Source organism: Longibaculum muris (assembly GCF_004343035.1).
Taxonomy (GTDB): domain Bacteria; phylum Bacillota_I; class Bacilli_A; order Erysipelotrichales; family Coprobacillaceae; genus Longibaculum; species Longibaculum muris.
Map to the genome: position 1 here is coordinate 365,830 of NZ_SMCQ01000001.1, position 19,246 is coordinate 385,075.

Sequence of the window (19,246 nt, forward strand, 5' to 3'; positions counted from 1 at the left end):
GAAAGGAGGTCTGTAAAGTGCGAAAAATAACGAAAATTGAACATACAATGCCAGTTATTCAGCATAGAAAAAGAGTTGCTGCTTATGCCAGAATTTCAATGGAATCCGAAAGAATGAACCATTCACTTTCTGCACAAATAAGCTATTACAATAACTTCATTCAAAAGAATCCTGATTGGGAGTTTGCCGGAGTATATGCAGATAATGGTATTAGCGGAACAAGCACTGCTAAGCGTGAAGAATTTAAACGAATGATTGAAGATGCTAAAAATGGAAAGATTGATATTATACTTACAAAATCCATTCAGCGTTTTGCAAGAAATACAGTCGATTTACTTGAAACAGTAAGAGCACTTAAAGATATAGGTGTAGAAGTTAGATTTGAAAAAGAAAATATAAACTCCCTAAGTGGAGATGGTGAGTTGATGCTTTCAATACTTGCCTCATTTGCTCAAGAAGAAAGTAGATCCATTTCTGAAAATGTCAAATGGGCTACAAGAAAAAGGTTTGAACAAGGCATACCTAATGGACAGTTTCAAATCTATGGATACCGATGGAAAGATGATAAATTGGTGATAGAACCGGATGAGGCAAAGATTGTAAAACTCATTTACGATAATTTTCTAAAAGGTTTATCTGCAGAAAGCACAGAAAAGCAACTTGAAGAGATGGGTGTGAAATCGTATAAGGGCGGTCATTTTGGAAATACTTCAATTCGTCAAATCTTAAGTAACCTCACTTATACAGGAAATTTGCTTTTTCAAAAAGAGTATGTTGTTGACCCCATCACTGGAAAATCAAAGAAAAACAAAGGAGAACTTCCACAATACTTTGTTGAGAACACACATGAGCCAATTATCCCAATGGATGTATATAAGCAAGTTCAAGATGAGATAAAAAGACGAAGAGAACTTGGTGTTAGAGCAAATTGGAGTATTCCTACTACTTGCTTTACTAGTAAGATTAAATGCTCCAACTGTGGTAAAAGCTATCGAAGGAGTGGCAAGCGTCAAAGAAAAGACCCAGATAAGGTCTATTACATTTGGATTTGTTTAACTAAATCAGAAAAGGGAAAAAGGTACTGCGATGCTAAGAGCATACCGGAAAATACATTGAAGAGGGTTTGTGCTGAGGTTCTTGGCACTGAGGAATTTGATGAAACTGTCTTTGAAGAAAGAGTGGATAAGATTGTAGTTATTGGTGATGATACGCTTGAATTTCATTTTAAAGATGGAAGTACATATCTTCAAAAATGGAAATCATCAGCAAGAACGGATTGTTGGACATCTGAAAGAAGAAAAGCCTGGGGAGAACTTCATAAGAAAAAATCCACAAACCCAACAAGACATACTGAATTCACGGGTTTTGTGGTATGTGGGAATTGTAGTAATAATTATCGAGGGCAGTCAAACACTTATTCTGATGGAACGAAAGAAAGAACCAGGCGATGTTCAGAAAGTTGCGGAAACACTGCAATTAAAGAATCAACTTTGAAAAGGCTTGTTTGTGAAGTGTTAGAGCTTGATGAATTTTCAGAAAAGATAATGGATGAAAAATTAGATAAAGCAGTAGTTTTGAATAAAACTGTTACCTTTCATTTCAAAGATGGTTCTACTAAAACATTAGATTATAAGGAAAAGAAAAAAGGTACTCCTCACACTGAGGAATACAAGGAATATATGAGCAAATGCATGAAACAGATATGGGATGATGAGCGAAGAGAAAAAATGAGTCAAAGAATGAAAAAACTAAGAGAGGATCGTGGTGATAAATGGCAAAAAGAAAAGTAACTCAGATACCTGCTACTATAAATAAATATACTGCAAAACCGATGGACAGTAAGAAAAAGCGAAAAGTTGCAGGATATGCTCGTGTTAGTACTGACCACGAAGATCAAACTACCAGTTATGAGGCACAGGTTGATTATTATACAAACTACATCAAAAGCCGAGATGATTGGGAGTTTGCAGGACTTTATTCAGATGAAGGAATCAGTGCTACAAATACAAGAAGAAGAGATGGATTCAATCGAATGGTGGCTGATGCACTTGATGGAAAGATAGATTTAATAATTACAAAGTCAGTTTCAAGGTTTGCAAGAAATACGGTTGATTCGCTTTCTACCATCAGAAAGTTAAAGGAAAACAACATAGAGTGCTACTTTGAAAAAGAGAATATATGGACTTTTGATAGTAAGGGAGAACTTCTTCTTACTATTATGAGTTCATTAGCTCAAGAAGAAAGTCGTAGTATTTCAGAGAATGTTACTTGGGGTCATAGAAAACGATTTGCTGATGGTAAAGTCAGCTTTGCTTACAGTAGATTTTTAGGATATGAAAAGGCTGCAGATGGTACGATAGTGGTGGTGCCGGAACAAGCAAAGACAGTAAAACTCATTTATAAACTTTTCTTAGATGGACTTACCTTTCATACAATAGCTAAAGAACTTACAAACCGTGGAATTAAGACTCCCGGAGGTAAAGATGTATGGAGTCAATCATCGGTGAAAAGTATTCTTACAAATGAAAAATATAAAGGTGATGCACTTCTTCAAAAGGAGTTCACTGTTGATTTCTTAAATAAGAAGATGAAGAAAAACGAGGGTGAAGTACCACAGTATTATGTTGAGAATAACCACGAGGCAATTATTGATCCACAACTTTTTGACTTGGTACAAGTGGAAATTGAACGAAGAGGAAAAGGAAAATCACGATATAGTGGAATAACAATGTTCTCATCAAAAGTACAATGTGCTGAGTGCGGTGGTTGGTATGGCTCAAAGGTGTGGCACTCCAATGACAAATACCGAAGAGTTATCTATCAATGTAATAATAAGTTTAGAAATAATACAGGTTGTTCTACTCCTCATTTCATTGAGTATGAATTAAAGGAAATCTTCATCAAAGCAGTTAATGAGCTAATAACAGAAAAAGATGAGATTATTGCTAACCTTGAATTGGTAAGGCAAGCCTTATGCGACAAAGAGGAATTGCTGAAGAAAAGGGATAACTTAGAACAAGAAATAGCAGTTACAGTTGACATGACACAAGCAATCGTTGAAGAAAATGCAAGGAAAGCACAGAATCAAGATGATTACAATAAAAGATATAATGCTTTGGTGGAACGATACGATAAATTAAAAAGCGAGTATGATGAGATTTGCAGCACCATTTCTAATAAAGAAGCCAAGTATGAACAGATGGGAAGATTAATTACAGTTCTAAAAGAACAAGCGGATATTATTACAGAATTTGATGAAGGGTTATGGAGCAGCCTTGCAGAAAAGATTGTAGTTAGAAGTAAGGAAGATATTACGGTAGTCTTTAAGGATGGAACAGAAGTAACAGTTTAATATTTACATGACGCACTCAGGCTAAGTCCTGGGTGTTTTTTTGCTTTATGTGGAAGTTGCCTAATTGTTATTTGCTGATTTTAGTGGTATAATAAATTATCTTAATAGTGAAATAACTGTTGTTAGTAAAGGAGAACTCATGCTTAAGAACAACATTGAAGTAGATGTAAAGGTAAAATGTATAGAACTAGGAATTACGCAAGCTCAGCTTGCAGAAAACATCAAAACAACAAGTTCATATGTAAATCGTGTCATCAAGAAAAAAGATGGTGTCATTAACAACACTTTCATTAAGATGATGGAAGAATTGGGATATGATATCGAGCTGAATTATGTAAAAAGGACGGAGGAGTAGTATGTATTATGATACATTAAATTCTGAACAGCAAGTTTCTTATTTGATAAAACCTATTATAGAAGTTTTGCAAGAGGCTGGTGGACAATTAGAACGTTCAGAAATAAGAGATAGAATTAGTGAAAAAGATGAGCGTATTGCTGAATTTGAACAAAAACTCTATACAGCGAGCAAGAGCGGAAATCAGTATAAAAAATTTGATTTTAAATTCAACTTTGCACTTAAGGAATTAAGCTATGTTGGATTTTTGACATACGAAAAGTATAAACCTCTTGTTACTTTAACATCAAAAGGTGCTGCAATAGATTTGTCCGACTTTGATGTTAAAACAGAAGTGCGTGAAAAAGCATCAGTTTATTGGGAAGAAAAGGCAGCTAAGAATAAAGATAAAAAAGTAAATGTTACAGATGAACTAGAAGAAGACGGTAAATCTAATGAAGATGATGTTCTTGATGATGTAAAGGTGAAACTTCAAAGTGCGATTGCAAATATGACACCTAAAAAGTTTGAACAATTTTCTAGAGCATTGCTTACAAAAATGGGAGTGCAGTTTACAGATAAAAGTGTAAAAATTTCAAACGATGGTGGTATCGATGGGTATGGTTATCATACTGATGATGACGATTTCAGAACTACTCGTGTTGTAATTCAATGCAAGAGATATAATACTGCACCTGTTAGCGAACCAGATATCAACCAATTTTTAGGTGCGATGAATAAGTTCAAAGCTGATTATGGTGTGTTTATTACTAATAGTAGATTTACAAATGCAGCTAGAGTTGCAGCAAGAGAAGGAACACCAATTACTTTGATTGATGGAAATGATCTTATCAGACTTATTATAAAGTATGAGTTGTTTATAACTCCGGTTACTACATATGTTCTTGATGACTTTTATGACGAGGAATAGCAGTAAAACAGATAAGCTAGATGACAGAAAGCAATGTAAATTGCTATTTGTAGGGTTTAGACGTTAGGGGTTGTTACAGTGATTTAGATAACAAGACTGATCGCAGTTCAAGCCACTCGATAATAAGCGGTAGGCTTGGCAGTGAAATAGATAACAGGAGAAAAATGGAGGAATCATCATGACAGATGAATTATTATATGCAAACCAGTGGAATACAAGTGCACAATATTTCTATGAAAAGGGATACTATTCGTGGATGGAAGAAAAACTGTCATCATTCAACACTGTTCTAGAAATAGGATGTGGAACAGGATATAGTACACTGGCTTTAGTTGAAAAGGGGCATCAAGTTATTGCAATTGAGAAAAATATGGATTGTATCACACAGGCAAAAAAACTGCTCTCAGATAAAGGCTATTCAAAACAAAACGTTATTTTTATTGAAGGTGATATAGCTGAAGATGATATTAGAAATGATTTAATTAATCGGTTCGAGTTTGATGTCGTAATCTGTTGGAATGTTGGGTCTTATTGGAATCGAAAAATGATAGAGTATTACCTTCCATTTATGCTTGAATATGGATTGGATAGACAGCAGATAGCGGCAAATCCGGAGTCATCTTACTCTGAATTAATTATATGGAATGCCTGCCGACTGGCTTCTACAAAAGGAGTTGCCGCACATATCATAGATAGAGGAACAAAAGCGATTACAAAGCATACAGACTCTTATTATTATACATTGAAGGATGAATTCAATTTTAGAACAATAGAATATAATAATAAGGTTGCGAATTCAATCTCCGGTGGTGGAAGGATGCTTTCAACAAATGGAAATGTAAATTCTGAGGAAAAAGTTGATATAGTCTTTGTTTCTATTTTATATAAGTAATAAAAACAACCCTCCTAGCCATTATGGTCAGGAGGGTTTCGTGTACCTATGGGTTGATGCGTTGATATCGATGTTAACACCAGATTTCAGGTCAACCGTGAGGTGGTCTCCCAGGTGGTTATCTGCTTGCCCCAGCGTTGTACCAGTGACTCATCAAATTCGGTGAGCTGAGCTGTCTGCTGTGCAATATCTTTACGCACTCAGGTTTAACCAACCTGGGTGTTTTTTTATGCCTTAGGGGTGTGCAAAAATGCACACTGTGCATATCGTTCAAAAGTACAATCGTTCTATTGTATCAATAACCTAAAGGTAACAGACCCAGCTTGTGGATCAGGTGGAATGTTTGTTCAAGCAGCAAGATATATGCATAATCACAATGCAAATGAAGAAGATTTAATGAATTTCAGATGCTATGGTGTTGAAAAGGATCCAGACACTAACAAGATTGCTAAAATGAACTTATTACTTAATAACGTTCGTGGTGAAATTACAGAAGCAAATTCATTTTATTCAGATCCTTATGATGCAGTAGGAAAATTTGATTATGTAATGGCTAATCCACCTTTCAATGTTGATGAAGTCAATTATGAACGTGTTAAAGATGATCCAAGATTTAACATTTATGGAATACCTAGAAATAAAACGAAGAAGTCAGGCAAAAAAGATTCAGATAAAAAAGAAACCGTTCCAAATGCTAACTATCTATGGATTGCATATTTCGCATCTGCATTAAATCAAAATGGTAAAGCTGCATTAGTTATGGCAAATAGTGCATCTGATGCAGCTAAAAGCGAACTTGAAATACGTATAAAAATGATTGAAGAAGGTGTAATTTCTCAAATGGTTACTCTTCCTTCAAATATGTTTAATACTGTCACATTACCAGCTACTCTTTGGTTCTTTGATAAGAACAAACCTAATACAAGTAAAAAAGATGAAATCTTATTTATTGATGCTAGAAATGTATTTACACAAGTAGGTAAAGCTCATCGTAAGTTCAGTGAGGAACAAATCAAGAATTTAGGAATCATAACTCGATTATATGAAGGAGATACACAAGCATTTCAAGATTTATTAAATGAATATAAAGCGAACTTAGAAACACAAGACAATAAAGAATACTGGCAAGAGCAAATTGATTGGCTGAATGAACGTTTCCCAGATGGTGTTTATCAAGATATTATTGGATTATGTAAAGTGGCTAAAATAGATGGTGAAGACGGTATTAAAGATCAAGACTATTCATTAAATGCAGGTAGATATGTTGGCGTTATGATTGAAGATGATGGTATGACTAAAGAAGAATTCAAATATACAATGTTGTCTTTAAATGATGAATTATCTAAATTAAACGAAGAAGCTAAACAATTAGAAGAACAAATAGCTTTAAATATTAAAGGATTGTTTGGTGAATGAATATGTTAGAATATGAAAAATTAAAATATATAGCTAAATATCCTACAGGAAAGCTAAATTCTAATGCGGCTGTTGAAGATGGCGAATATCCTTTTTTTACATGTGCTCATGAAATATACAAGATTAATAGTTATTCTTATGAGGGAGAATATGTTTTATTAGGTGGCAATAACGCTAATGGGGATTTCCCAGTATTTTATTACAATGGTAAATTTGATGCCTACCAAAGAACATATTTAATTCAATCGATAAATCCAAATTATAAAACAAAATATTTATATTATGCTATTCAATTAAGATTAAAACAAATGCAAAAGAATGCTTCTGGTACTGCAACTAAATATTTGACACTACCAATTTTAAATTCTATAAATATCGAAAAATATGATTATGATATCCAATTGAAAATGATCAGTGTTTTAGAAAAGTATGATTTATTAATTGAAAACAATAACAAGCGCATTAAAATATTTGAACAAATGGTTGAAGAATTTTACAGAGAGTGGTTTTCTAGAAAAAGAATTAATAATCAAAATGCGGGAATTTGTACATATTATAAAATTAAAGATATTCTTAAGTTTATTCGAGGCATTTCATATTCGTCTGAGGAAATTTCATGTGAAGATGGAATGAATTTAATAAATTTAAAAAATATTAATTCATATGGAGGATTTAGAAGAGATGGTTACAAAAAATATAATGGTAAATTTAAAAAAGAACAAGTTGTAAAAAGATATGACTTAATTATGGGAATTACTGATATGACTCAGGATAGAAGAACAGTTGGATCAGTGGCATTGATTCCTACAGTGAAATTCGACTCAGTAATTTCTGCTGATTTAGTTTTGATAAAATCTAAGATTAATAATATTTATTTATACTGTTTATTTAAATTCGGAGGAATTTCTAAGTATATTTCTCAATTTGCTAATGGTGCCAATGTACTTCATTTACGTCCTGATATGATAAAAAATGTTCAGATCCCAATTGCAAATAATGAAGTAATTGAATTGTTTGTTAAAAATGTAAAACCGGTATTTGACGAAATAGAAAAACTGAATTTACAAAACGAAAATTTAATCAAACAACGTGATTTACTATTACCTAGATTAATATCAGGTAAATTAGAAGTAAAATAAAAGTAGAAATTTTGTTAAACACATTGAATGAGAAGGGAGGTCATGAGAATGGCTAAGTTTATTACAGAAGATGATATTGAACAAGCAATACTAGAAAAATTAAAACAACAACCTTTTAATTACGATATCATTATTTGTGACAGTGATCCAGCAAAGCGTGATGATCTAAATGATGGGACAGGACGTTTGTCAAAAAAAGAATGTGTTCTTCCTTCTGTTATGCTTGAATCGTTACAAAGATTAAATCCTAATATATCTTATGATAAATTAATAGATTTAGTACAAGAATATAAAAAAGATTACACAGGAACAGATATTGTTACAACAAACTATAATTTATATCAAATGATTCGAAATAATAAGAAGATTGATGTAATAAAGAATGGTAAGAAAGACTTTGGATTTGTTAAATTCATTGATTTTGATAATGTAGAAAATAATACATTTACAGCTGTATCACAAATGTGGATTCAAGGACGATATAACTATAGAAGACCAGATATAATTTTATTTGTGAATGGATTTCCTTTGGTATTTATTGAATTAAAGAATAGTGTTGTTAAGGTTCAAGAAGCATATGATAAAAACTTACAAGATTATAAACGTGACATTCCTAACTTATTTGCATTTAATCAAATTTGTGTATTATCAAACGGTAATGAAACACGAGTAGGAGCATTTAATGCTTACTATGAATATTTCTTTGAATGGCTAAAAGTCAATGATGAAAAAGAAAAGATTGATAGAGAAGCGATTAAAACAAATGGATTATCAATACAATTATTAATTGATGGTTTATTTAATAAAGAGAATTTAATTGATTATATTGAGAATTTTATTCTTTTCGAAAATCAAAAAATAAAAATCATTGCGAAAAATCATCAATACATCGGTGTTAATAATTTAATGAAATCAGTTGATAATCGTAAAGAATTAAATGGTAAATTAGGGGTATTCTGGCATACACAAGGAAGTGGTAAATCTTATTCTATGATAATGTTTGCTAGAAAAGTTAAGCGTAAAGTTACTGGTAATTTCACATTCTTGATTATTACTGATAGAGATGATTTAGATGGACAAATTTGGAAGAACTTTTTAAGAACAGAAGTTATTGGTGCTAAAGAAGAATGTAGACCTAAAGATAGTGCACAATTACGTGAATATCTACAAACTAATAAACCATTCATATTTACTTTAATTCATAAGTTTAGATATGACAAAACTAAGAAATATCCAGTATTAACAAAACGTGATGATATCTTTGTTTTAGTTGATGAGGCTCATAGAACACAATATAAAGATTTAGCGGAAAATATGAGAACAGCATTGCCAAATGCTAATTTTGTTGCATTTACTGGAACACCATTATTAGGAAAACGTAGATTAACGAATCAATGGTTTGGTGATTATGTTTCTGAATATAACTTTGCTCAATCTGTGGAAGATGGATCTACAGTACCATTATTCTATAGTCGTAGAGTACCTGAAGTAGGATTACAAAACAATTTCTTAGATGATGATATTGTGGATATTATTGAAAATGAAGATTTAAATGAAGATGAAGCTCGTTTATTAGAAAATTCATCATCAAGAATATTAGAAGTTATTAAACGTGAAGATCGTTTAGATAAAGTGGCTAAAGATATTGCTCATCATTTCCCTAGACGTGGATTCTTAGGAAAAGGTTTAGTTGTTTCAGTTGATAAATTTACTACAGTCAAGATGTATGAAAAGGTACAACGTTATTGGCAAGAAGAAATTAAAGAACTTGTTAAAGAGCGTAATGTTGCTACAACAAGAGAAAAACGTGATGAGATAACAAATATTATAAATTATATGAATCAAGTAGATATGGCAGTCGTTATTTCAACAAATAATGGCGATGATGTTAAAAAATTTGCTGATCAAGGATTAGATTTACAAAAACACATTGATAAAATGAATTCTATTGATTCTAATGGTAGAGATTTAGAAGACAGATTCAAGGATCCTAATGATAAGTTAAGTTTAGTATTTGTTTGTGCTATGTGGTTAACAGGATTTGATGTTAAAAATCTATCAACATTATATTTAGATAAACCTATGAAGAGTCATACATTAATGCAAGCGATTGCTCGTGCAAATAGAGTTTATCCAGACAAACCTTGTGGTATTATCGTTGATTACGTAAATGTCTTTAAATATATGAAAGAAGCATTACGTGATTATGCTACTGGTGATGATGAAGGTGAATTTCCAGCAAAAGATATGAACCAATTAATTGAAATGCTAGATGATAGTATTTCTGAAGGGGATTCTTTCTTAAAAGGTATTGGTGTTAATCTTGAAACGATAATTGATGAAGGTGATACATTGGATAAACTTGATAAATTAAGAGAAGCTTATAATACAATTGTTCAAATGGATGAAAATAAAGAACGTTTTAAAGTCATTACAAATACAATGATTAATCTTTATGAATCTAGTAAACCAGAAATATTTGAATATGATTGGTCTAACTCTAATTTTTCTCCACTAGCATATCTACATGGATTATTACATAACACAATTGATGATGAAAAAATAGATAGAGCACGTAGAAGAATGCAACAAGTTTTAGATGGGAGTGTAATGGCAAATCAATTTATGGTTAAAGAAGATGAAACACCTTATAATTATGCTATTAAGGGGACAAAAGTCATTGATTTATCAAAGGTTGATTTTGATCAACTTCGTAATGAAATAAAAAGATCACCATATAAAGCTATTGAAATTGATGACATGAAAGATTTTATAGAAAAACTTCTACAACAAATGATTAATAAAAATTGTACGAGAATTAAATTTTCAGAACGTTACAAAGGTATTATTGATAGATATAATGCAGGTGGAACTGAAAATGAAGATTACTATGAACAATTGATTCAATTGATGGAAGAATTAAAACAAGAATCTGAAAGACCTACATTTGAAGGTTTAACTGAAGAAGAACTTGAATTATACGATTTACTTATTAGAGGAAAGAAATTGAATCAAAAAGAGGAACAACAAGTTAAATTAGCTGCAAAACATTTGTATACAACTATTACGGCTGAACGTTCAAGATTATTAGTAGTTGATTGGTATAAAGATGAACAACCAAAAGCTAAAGTAAGACATACTATAGAACTTACTTTAGATAAGGATTTACCAACTTGTTATGACAAGGATTCGTTTAATGCGAAAACTGATTTATTGTTGAATCATTTTATTGATATGGGAATACAAGGATATGGATGGATAAATTATGTGTAATAAAAAAGAGAAGAGAGTAATTTTATTAAATAATCCAATAGAATCAACTGAATCTGATCTTTTTGGCATAAATATATATGTTGATAGTATAGAACAAGCTATAGATTCTGGTGCAAAAATAATAGGGGTTACATCAACTTTTGGTGGAGGTAAATCTAGTATAATTAAAAACTTAAAGAATAAGTATAAATGGTGGGAATTAAGATATAAATTTATTAATGTAAGTATGTGGAATCAAATCGAATCAAGTAATATTAATAATTTGCGCACAAGTTTTCTTTATAATTTATCCCAAAAAAGAGGGAACAAAAACTCTTATATAGCAAAATACTTAAGTAAAAATTTTGGCGTAATTGATATTAGTATTGATTTACCGTTTATTTTGAAATTATTAATAAGTATTCTTGGTGGCATGTCATACTTACTAATTAAGAATAATAATCTTGTAAAAAGTGTATTCTTACAATACTTTAAAGTTGGAAATGATATTTATGAAACTGTTTCATTGTTGATTTTGGCGATATTTGTTTTCACTGTGATACTATTGGTCATTAATTGTGTGAATATTGTGTTTTCTTCGCCAAAATCAGAGTCAGTTCGTGATTTAGATGAAGTTGATTATTATCGTGTGTTTAATGAAATTATTAATAAAAATGGTTTGCTTAAAAAGAATTTAATTGTTGCAATTGAGGATTTAGATAGAACTACAGATTATAAATCACTTATTCAATTTTTAATGGAGATTAAGAAATTTTCGGATAGTTATCATGGGAAACATAATTTAGTGTTCATAATAACGATAAAAAGTGAAATAGAACTACTAGAGGGATTTGTTAAGCAAGAGAAAAAAAATGAGTCGAAAAATAACCGAAATTTACCTGATGAAAGTATAAATATTGATTATAAGCATGATTTAGGAATTTCGTATGAAAAATTATTTGATTATATTGTTGATGTTCCTAAAATCAATATAGTAGATTATTCAATAGTTTTAAATGATTTGATAGATAGCGATTCGAATATCAAGGCGTTTTGTGATAATGAAAAAATGGATATTGCAAAAATGAAGATAGAATTATTCTGGCTAGCAAAGGGTGATAATCTATCGATTAGAAAAGTTAAGGAAAGAATTAATCGAACTTTTCAATTATATTACAGCATTAAAGAAAGCCATCCTCAACAAACTATTAGTTTGCAAAAGTGTGCAATTTCTGTTTATTTACAGACTCAGTATACTAATGTGTTCTATTGTTTGAAAGATGATGGATTAGATGATTTAATAAGTGATCATATAGTTGGTAAAACTATTGATGTATCATTGTTGAAAAAAGCTATCGATTTAGACCTAAGTAAATTATTAAATATTTCAGATATTGAATTAACATATTTTTCTGACGAGTTGAACGATATGATTCAAAATCAACTTATTGATTTGTCGTATAGATTTTATTCGAATAATACTCCAAAAAATGCAGAATTTCTTAATATCGATGAGTCGGTTGTTTACAATACAATAATTTTTAATAAGAAAATAGGTAATTATGAAGAACAAAAATTCGATACGGTAAATGTTAATGTTACTATAAAAGCTATTGATAAATACTTGGATTATGGTAAAGGTCTACCAAATAATATTTATGATAGTGATTTTCTATTTAAAATATGTGTAAATACTTTCAGAAAAGATTTGGTGGCGAGTCTACGAGAAAAAACCAAGGATGAAAGTTTTTGCTTAACAGATAATCAAGTGAGTTGTTGCTTTAGTTGTTTTAACGAAATTATTTCAGATTTACCTTTAAAAAACAATTCGAAATTTGTTACAACAGCTAGAATGTCACTTATTAAAAATCACAAAGATAGTTGGCCTCAATATAATAGTTTATTTATAGGTGGTGATTTGTTTATTAATGATAAAGAAATTGTTGAAACAAAAGACTTGCAGTTGCTGTTAAATGTTATTAACTTGAAATCGCAATTATATAATCTAAATAAATTCAAATTTATTAACAATAAAATAAAGTTGCTAGTGGATGATACAGCTTCTGATAATATAATTAAGCTTATAGATAATTTCTATATTAATTCATTTAGGACATTTGAAGATTATTCAGTTTTAAATAGCTATTGCGAAATATTAGAGATTATTAAAAAAGAACCTAAATGTTTGAATGATTATTTATCAAACAATATTGATGATCTTGATAAATTTAACGATGCTTATTCTAAAGTTATGTTTGCATGTGAAAAAGATATTACGAATTCATCAATACAAGTTATTATGTTTTCGAATACTCTATTAAAGCTGCCATTCAGTACAATTCAAGAATTGTATGAACATAATTGCTATTTATTTATTAAAGAAATGCTTTATAACGGGTATGAGAATGAGTTGGTTTTTGACGATGACAATATATTAATAAGTATTGAAAATAATAATGCGAAATTTACGAAAGATGAAATTATAGTGTTACGAAAAACGATTGTAAGTAAACAAATTAAGTGGAACTATTTGTTTATGAATGGTAACCCTTTAACGAAAGAGGAAATGAAATATTCAAAATCTATTGAATATTTGCTGTATTTATCTGATAAAAATTTATTTTTCAATGTGATTTATGAAGACTTTATCGACTACATAAAAGGATTTGAAATATCAAGAAATGAATTGAAAATTATTTATGATTATATTTTCAGTTTGCCTGTTAAGGAAAATATTGTTGAGATCATTAATAAGATTGATTGTAATATAGTGCCATTTAATCAATTTACTAAAACTGAAAGAAATAGATATTTTGTAATGATTAACGAAGAAGTAAGTGATGATGAAACTCGACTATCAATCATGTCAAATTTAAAAATCCTGAGTGTAAATTATGAAAAAGAGTTCAGTGCTGTTTCGTTAAAAAATACTGAATTTGAAAAGACTTATACAGAACTTATTAATAGTGTTATAAGTTCTGACATTACTAAAACGACCACTAATAATATTAAGAAGTTTGGGCATTATGCATTGTTTGATGAAAGTGTAGAAAACATAATTTTTAAAAGAAAAATATACAATATGTATTTGTATAGCAGGATAAAAAGACTTGGAAAATTTGATTTCGAAACTCATAAAGATGATTATGAGTTTAATAGTAAATGTTTTAATATGTATATTAAAAACGAATCTCTAAAAAGTATTAAGCCAGTTATGATTGAAAACGACGGCTTCCTTGATTTTATTGTAAAAAATAATCTATATAAAGAATTATCTGAAGAAGATTTATTAAAACTAAGGAAATGTCTACAAACATACGAATTATGTTTATACGTTTTTGAGATGTTTGATGAAGAAAATCAATTATCATATTTTTCGGAAATAGAAGGTTTTGAAAATAAGAAAACAATGATGTTTGTGGTGAATAAGTTAATCCAGTCAAAATTAGTTTCAAACAAAAAGCTTTATAAAAAACTATATGAGGTTGCTATAGATAAAGAATATCGTACAAAACTTACTCGATCTTATAATAAGTTTAATGGACATTGATGTTGTGGCTTAACAAGCAACTTACGAAATCGTTGGTAATGTTAAAAATGTAGGCAAAATAACATATAAATGAGTACTTTATAATTGATATTTTAAATTTATATATTTAAATGACGATAAATATGTTTGAATCTAAATTTTGGTTTATTTTACAAACTACTCAAGAGATGAAATTTCAAATCGAGTAAGACGGGAATACTTAGAAAATAAATAAGTTTGTTTTGAAGTAATCAAATCTAAATAATTGATTGCACCATTAATTCTTAAATTGATTTGTTTAATGACTATTACTGCATTTTGATACCATCGATGTTAAAAGATGATGTTGTTTGAATTCCATGATATATGTCATTTTGTTTGTGAGTACACTTTGAGTACAAAAAAACTGGAAGTCGCTTTAAAATAGAATAATAATGGTGTAATAGACATAAAACGCCTTGTTTAATCAATATGAATTACAATGAATTATTAGACATAGTCGAGTGGGAATAGTAAATAGTGGTTTATAGGTATCCTTGGATGGGTACCTTTTTTATTTTTATTGACCAAAAATGAATTTTTTAAATTCTGGCTAATAGCGTTTGATATAATCATTTTAACTAAATAATTAATAAAAGAATATACGAAAACGTAGTTGACGTTGCCAAAATTGAAAAAAATAAAAAAATGGTAACGTTAAACTGTGTATAAGTATGCTTTTGTGATATAATGAATATGGTGATAAAAATGAAACTATTTAAAAGAGAAAATTATTTAAAGAAAATAAGAGGCTTTTATGATGCGACTGACATCATTAAAGTTATTAGTGGAGTGCGTAGATGTGGTAAGTCTTCTTTGATGTTAACCATTACTGATGAATTGGTTGAAAAAGGAATTTCTAAGGATAATATCATTTATATTGATTTGGATAAACGAGGATATAGAAATATCAAAGATGCAGAACAATTAGATGCATTGATTGAAGATAAAACAAAAAACATAAGGGGAGTTAAGTACTTATTTATTGACGAAGTTCAAAATGTCAATGGATTTGAAGAAGTGTTAAATGGATTTAGATCAGAAGAGGATTATTCGATTTTTGTGACAGGTTCGAACTCATATTTACTTAGTGGAGAATTAGTAACAAAATTAACTGGACGATATATTGAATTCGAAATCTATACATTAAGTTTTGAAGAATATGAAGCTATGAAAGAATTTTATCATAAACCAATTAGCAATAATTCTTTAGAAGAATTAAGTCATTATATTTTAGAGGGTGGGTTTCCACGTTCAATCCAGTTTGATAATTTAAGCGATAGAAGAACTTATTCTCAAAATGTTATTAAAGAAATATTTGAAAAAGATATAAGAAGAAGGATAAAAATTAGAGATAGAGATTCTTTTGAAATAGTTAAAAACTTTATAATTAATAACTATGCATCTCCAATGAGCATTAATAATATCGTAGATGCTTTAAGAAAAAATGGTAATTTAATATCAAAGGCTACAGTTAGCAGATATATTCAAGCATTATTAGACGCGAAGATAATTTATGAATGTTCTAGATATGATATGAAATCCAAAAAATCTATTAAAGGAGAAAAGAAATATTATCTTGCTGATTTGAGTTTCTACTATGCATTGAATACAGAAAATCAAATGAATTATGGGCCTTGCTTAGAGAATATTGTTTATATTTATGCAAAAAGTTTAGATTATTCAATTAGTATTGGAAGAATTGGTAAATTAGAATGTGATTTTATTTTGTGTGATTACGATATGAATTATGCATATGTTCAAGTTACCTATACGATCATGTTGAGTAAAGAAACTGAAAATCGTGAATTTAGACCATTGGAACAAATTAAAAACAATTATCCAAAGTATGTAGCAACGACAGATTATTTATTGCAAAAGCGCAATGGAATTAAACATATTAATATTATTGAATTTATGAAGAACCACGAAAATTTTTAAGTAGTGTATCTTTAGAGAAAATTGCTAGCATTTTGATACCAGTAGCTCATATAATCAATATAATTGAGATAAATCATGTTAAAAATAGCTAAATAGTATGTGATATGTGAACAAATATGTTTAATATTAAATGGTACTATCCGAGTGGGAGAAATAACAATTTTGCTTTTTATGTCATTATTTTGTATGAAAGAACTACTCTGTGCACGCAATGAATTTTGCAATAATAATATCATATATAATCATATGTATCTTATTTGTTCTTATGGTAAACTATTACTATATAGAGTGACTAAATAAATGAGTTGAATTTAGTGATACTTCAAACTATATTTAATCATCCTAGAATCAAGGTTTCAGAAATAAAAGAAGAATTAGAAAAAATAAATATATCTATTATGTTAGATCAAATTAAAAATTCAATTAAAAGGAAAATATCAATCTATATTGAGTATAGAGGCTCAAGAAAGACAGGAGATATGACTTTAAAAATGAGATAAATTTTTAATTATATTATATGATTTTTAAAAGCAATTCTTTTGATAAGTTTTGATGGAGTAGATATAGAAGACCAATTAAAAATAATCATGAGTATTGATCCATTTGGTTTTTGAAAGGCGGTGAAGCAATGATGCGTTTGATTCGAGATAATAACTCGGTGCAGTTTTAAAATCTGGTAACAGGTTGCATCGAGGCTATAATTCATGTTATCAGGTAACTGCACTTATCGTAAAATAATCAAAACGAAAAGGAGTAGTTATAAAATGAATAAAGAACAATTACAAAATGAATGGTTAAAAGAAGAAAAAGTTGCACATATAAAAGGTTGGGATTTTTCACATCTTCAAGATAGATATGTCGAAGAAGATCAACTTCCTTGGGATTTTTATGCCGTTATAAAAAAATATCTTACAAGCGATATGCAGTTATTAGATATGGAAACTGGTGGTGGAGAATTTTTATTAAGTTTAAATCATCCTAAAAATATGACATCTGCTATTGAGGGATATAAACCAAATGTCGATTATTGTAGAAAAATATTGCTTCCGCTTGGAATTGATTTTAAGGAAGCTGATGGTGAAGATGTTTTACCATTTACAGATCAAAAGTTTGATATTATTACAAATAGGCATGGAAATTATAATGTATCAGAATTAAGACGAGTACTAAAAAATAATGGTTTGTTCATGACACAACAAGTTGGTGCTGAAAATGATAGGGAACTTGTAGAATTATTATTGTCTAAGAACATAGAACTTCCATTTCCAAATCAATACCTCAAAATAAAAGAAAAAGAATTAAGAGACAATCATTTTGAAATCATTGAAAGTGGTGAAGTTTTTCAACCAATAAAATTTTATGATGTTGGAGCATTAGTTTGGTTTGCAAGAATTATCGAATGGGAATTTGTTGGTTTTTCAGTAGAGTCTTGTTTAGAAAATTTGTATAATGCTCAAAGAATTCTTGAAGAAAAAGGAGTTATTGAAGGAAAAATTCACAGATTTTACATTGTTGCAAGAAAAAAAGATTAAATTTTTATAGCTTTTGAAACTATGTAAGTCATATAATTAATGTGTTACTTTCTTAAATAAGCGTTAAGTAACTTTAGAGGGTGTCTTTACTGGAGACACTTTCTTTTTTGTCTATATGATATTGATTGAATGTAGAGATCATAATTGATAGAATATTTAAAAAGCTACAAATATGTTCATGTCTTAGATAGAAAGAGAGTAGATGAGTATAATGAAGAAGATTGCAGTATTAATATATCCTTATTTTTCTTTACAGGAAATAACCATCCTTACATCCTGCTTAACACTTTGGTACGGAGAAAAAATTGATATATTGGGAAGTGAAATGAAACTATATGAAAGTGAAGATGGCTTTTTTATTATGCCTACAAAAATATTAAATGATGCATCTGTATTGGATTATAAATGTGTTATCTTACCAGGAATTATCAATCCTTTACCAGCATTATATGATGAGAAAATAATAACATTTTTGAAACAAGTAAAGAATACAAATGTGTTAATTGCAGCAATTTCTGCTGCACCACTCTTACTAGCAAAAGCAGGTCTTTTAGATGATGTTAAATTTACAGCTGGTTTTTTCATGCAAATGATAGATGTATTTCCATTTATTCATCGTGAAAACTTTGTTCATCAACCACTTGTTGAAGAAAAACGAATAATTACAGCAATTGGATTTGCATTTAGAGAGTTTGCTATGGCGGTTCTTAAAAGCCTTGGATATGATGTTGAAGACAAATTTATGTGGCCGATAGAAAAAGCATACTCAGAAAAAGAACTTACTTTTTATTGGAATGATTCTGATTATCAAGAATTTCTTAAAGAGCTAGAAGAATATAAGAAAGATTAAAATGTTTTTAATTTTGGAGTTAAAAGGAGAATTGAAAAA

Annotated in this window: 12 protein-coding genes; all 12 read left to right on the forward strand. The window is 29.5% G+C overall.

Annotated features, from left to right (window positions below; translation table 11 throughout):
- Nucleotides 1-17 precede the first annotated feature (17 nt).
- The gene (locus tag EDD60_RS01790; protein WP_132226177.1) at nt 18-1,790 is read left to right on the forward strand and encodes a recombinase family protein; all 1,773 of its coding nucleotides are present in this window, start codon (nt 18-20) and stop codon (nt 1,788-1,790) included.
- On the forward strand, nt 1,772-3,352 hold the full coding sequence (locus EDD60_RS01795) for a recombinase family protein (RefSeq protein WP_132226178.1): 1,581 nt from the start codon (nt 1,772-1,774) through the stop codon (nt 3,350-3,352). The genes EDD60_RS01790 and EDD60_RS01795 overlap by 19 nt, the downstream gene beginning before the upstream one ends.
- 139 nt (nt 3,353-3,491) lie before the next feature.
- A complete protein-coding gene (locus tag EDD60_RS01800) occupies nt 3,492-3,707 on the forward strand; it encodes a helix-turn-helix domain-containing protein (RefSeq protein ID WP_132226179.1) in 216 nt (71 codons plus the stop codon).
- A gap of 1 nt (nt 3,708) precedes the next feature.
- Nucleotides 3,709-4,617, forward strand: a complete 909-nt coding sequence (locus tag EDD60_RS01805; RefSeq protein WP_132226180.1) for a restriction endonuclease — start codon at nt 3,709-3,711, stop codon at nt 4,615-4,617.
- A gap of 178 nt (nt 4,618-4,795) precedes the next feature.
- Nucleotides 4,796-5,509 carry a class I SAM-dependent methyltransferase gene (locus tag EDD60_RS01810; protein WP_132226181.1) on the forward strand — a complete coding sequence of 238 codons (714 nt, stop codon included), beginning with the start codon at nt 4,796-4,798 and terminating at the stop codon, nt 5,507-5,509.
- A 240-nt stretch (nt 5,510-5,749) separates the two neighbouring features.
- The gene (locus EDD60_RS01815; RefSeq protein WP_257529037.1) at nt 5,750-6,925 is read left to right on the forward strand and encodes an HsdM family class I SAM-dependent methyltransferase; all 1,176 of its coding nucleotides are present in this window, start codon (nt 5,750-5,752) and stop codon (nt 6,923-6,925) included.
- A gap of 2 nt (nt 6,926-6,927) precedes the next feature.
- Nucleotides 6,928-8,064, forward strand: a complete 1,137-nt coding sequence (locus EDD60_RS01820) for a restriction endonuclease subunit S (RefSeq protein ID WP_066451155.1) — start codon at nt 6,928-6,930, stop codon at nt 8,062-8,064.
- A gap of 48 nt (nt 8,065-8,112) precedes the next feature.
- Nucleotides 8,113-11,337 carry a type I restriction endonuclease subunit R gene (locus tag EDD60_RS01825; RefSeq protein WP_066451153.1) on the forward strand — a complete coding sequence of 1,075 codons (3,225 nt, stop codon included), beginning with the start codon at nt 8,113-8,115 and terminating at the stop codon, nt 11,335-11,337.
- A complete protein-coding gene (locus EDD60_RS01830; protein ID WP_066451152.1) occupies nt 11,330-14,866 on the forward strand; it encodes a DNA topoisomerase VI subunit B family protein in 3,537 nt (1,178 codons plus the stop codon). The genes EDD60_RS01825 and EDD60_RS01830 overlap by 8 nt, the downstream gene beginning before the upstream one ends.
- Before the next feature lie 726 nt (nt 14,867-15,592).
- Nucleotides 15,593-16,825: an ATP-binding protein gene (locus EDD60_RS01835; protein WP_132226182.1), complete on the forward strand. Its 1,233-nt coding sequence runs from the start codon at nt 15,593-15,595 to the stop codon at nt 16,823-16,825.
- Between the two features lie 764 nt (nt 16,826-17,589).
- Nucleotides 17,590-18,357, forward strand: a complete 768-nt coding sequence (locus EDD60_RS01840) for a class I SAM-dependent methyltransferase (RefSeq protein ID WP_066444824.1) — start codon at nt 17,590-17,592, stop codon at nt 18,355-18,357.
- A gap of 211 nt (nt 18,358-18,568) precedes the next feature.
- Nucleotides 18,569-19,207 carry a DJ-1/PfpI family protein gene (locus EDD60_RS01845; protein WP_066444855.1) on the forward strand — a complete coding sequence of 213 codons (639 nt, stop codon included), beginning with the start codon at nt 18,569-18,571 and terminating at the stop codon, nt 19,205-19,207.
- Nucleotides 19,208-19,246: the final 39 nt, after the last annotated feature.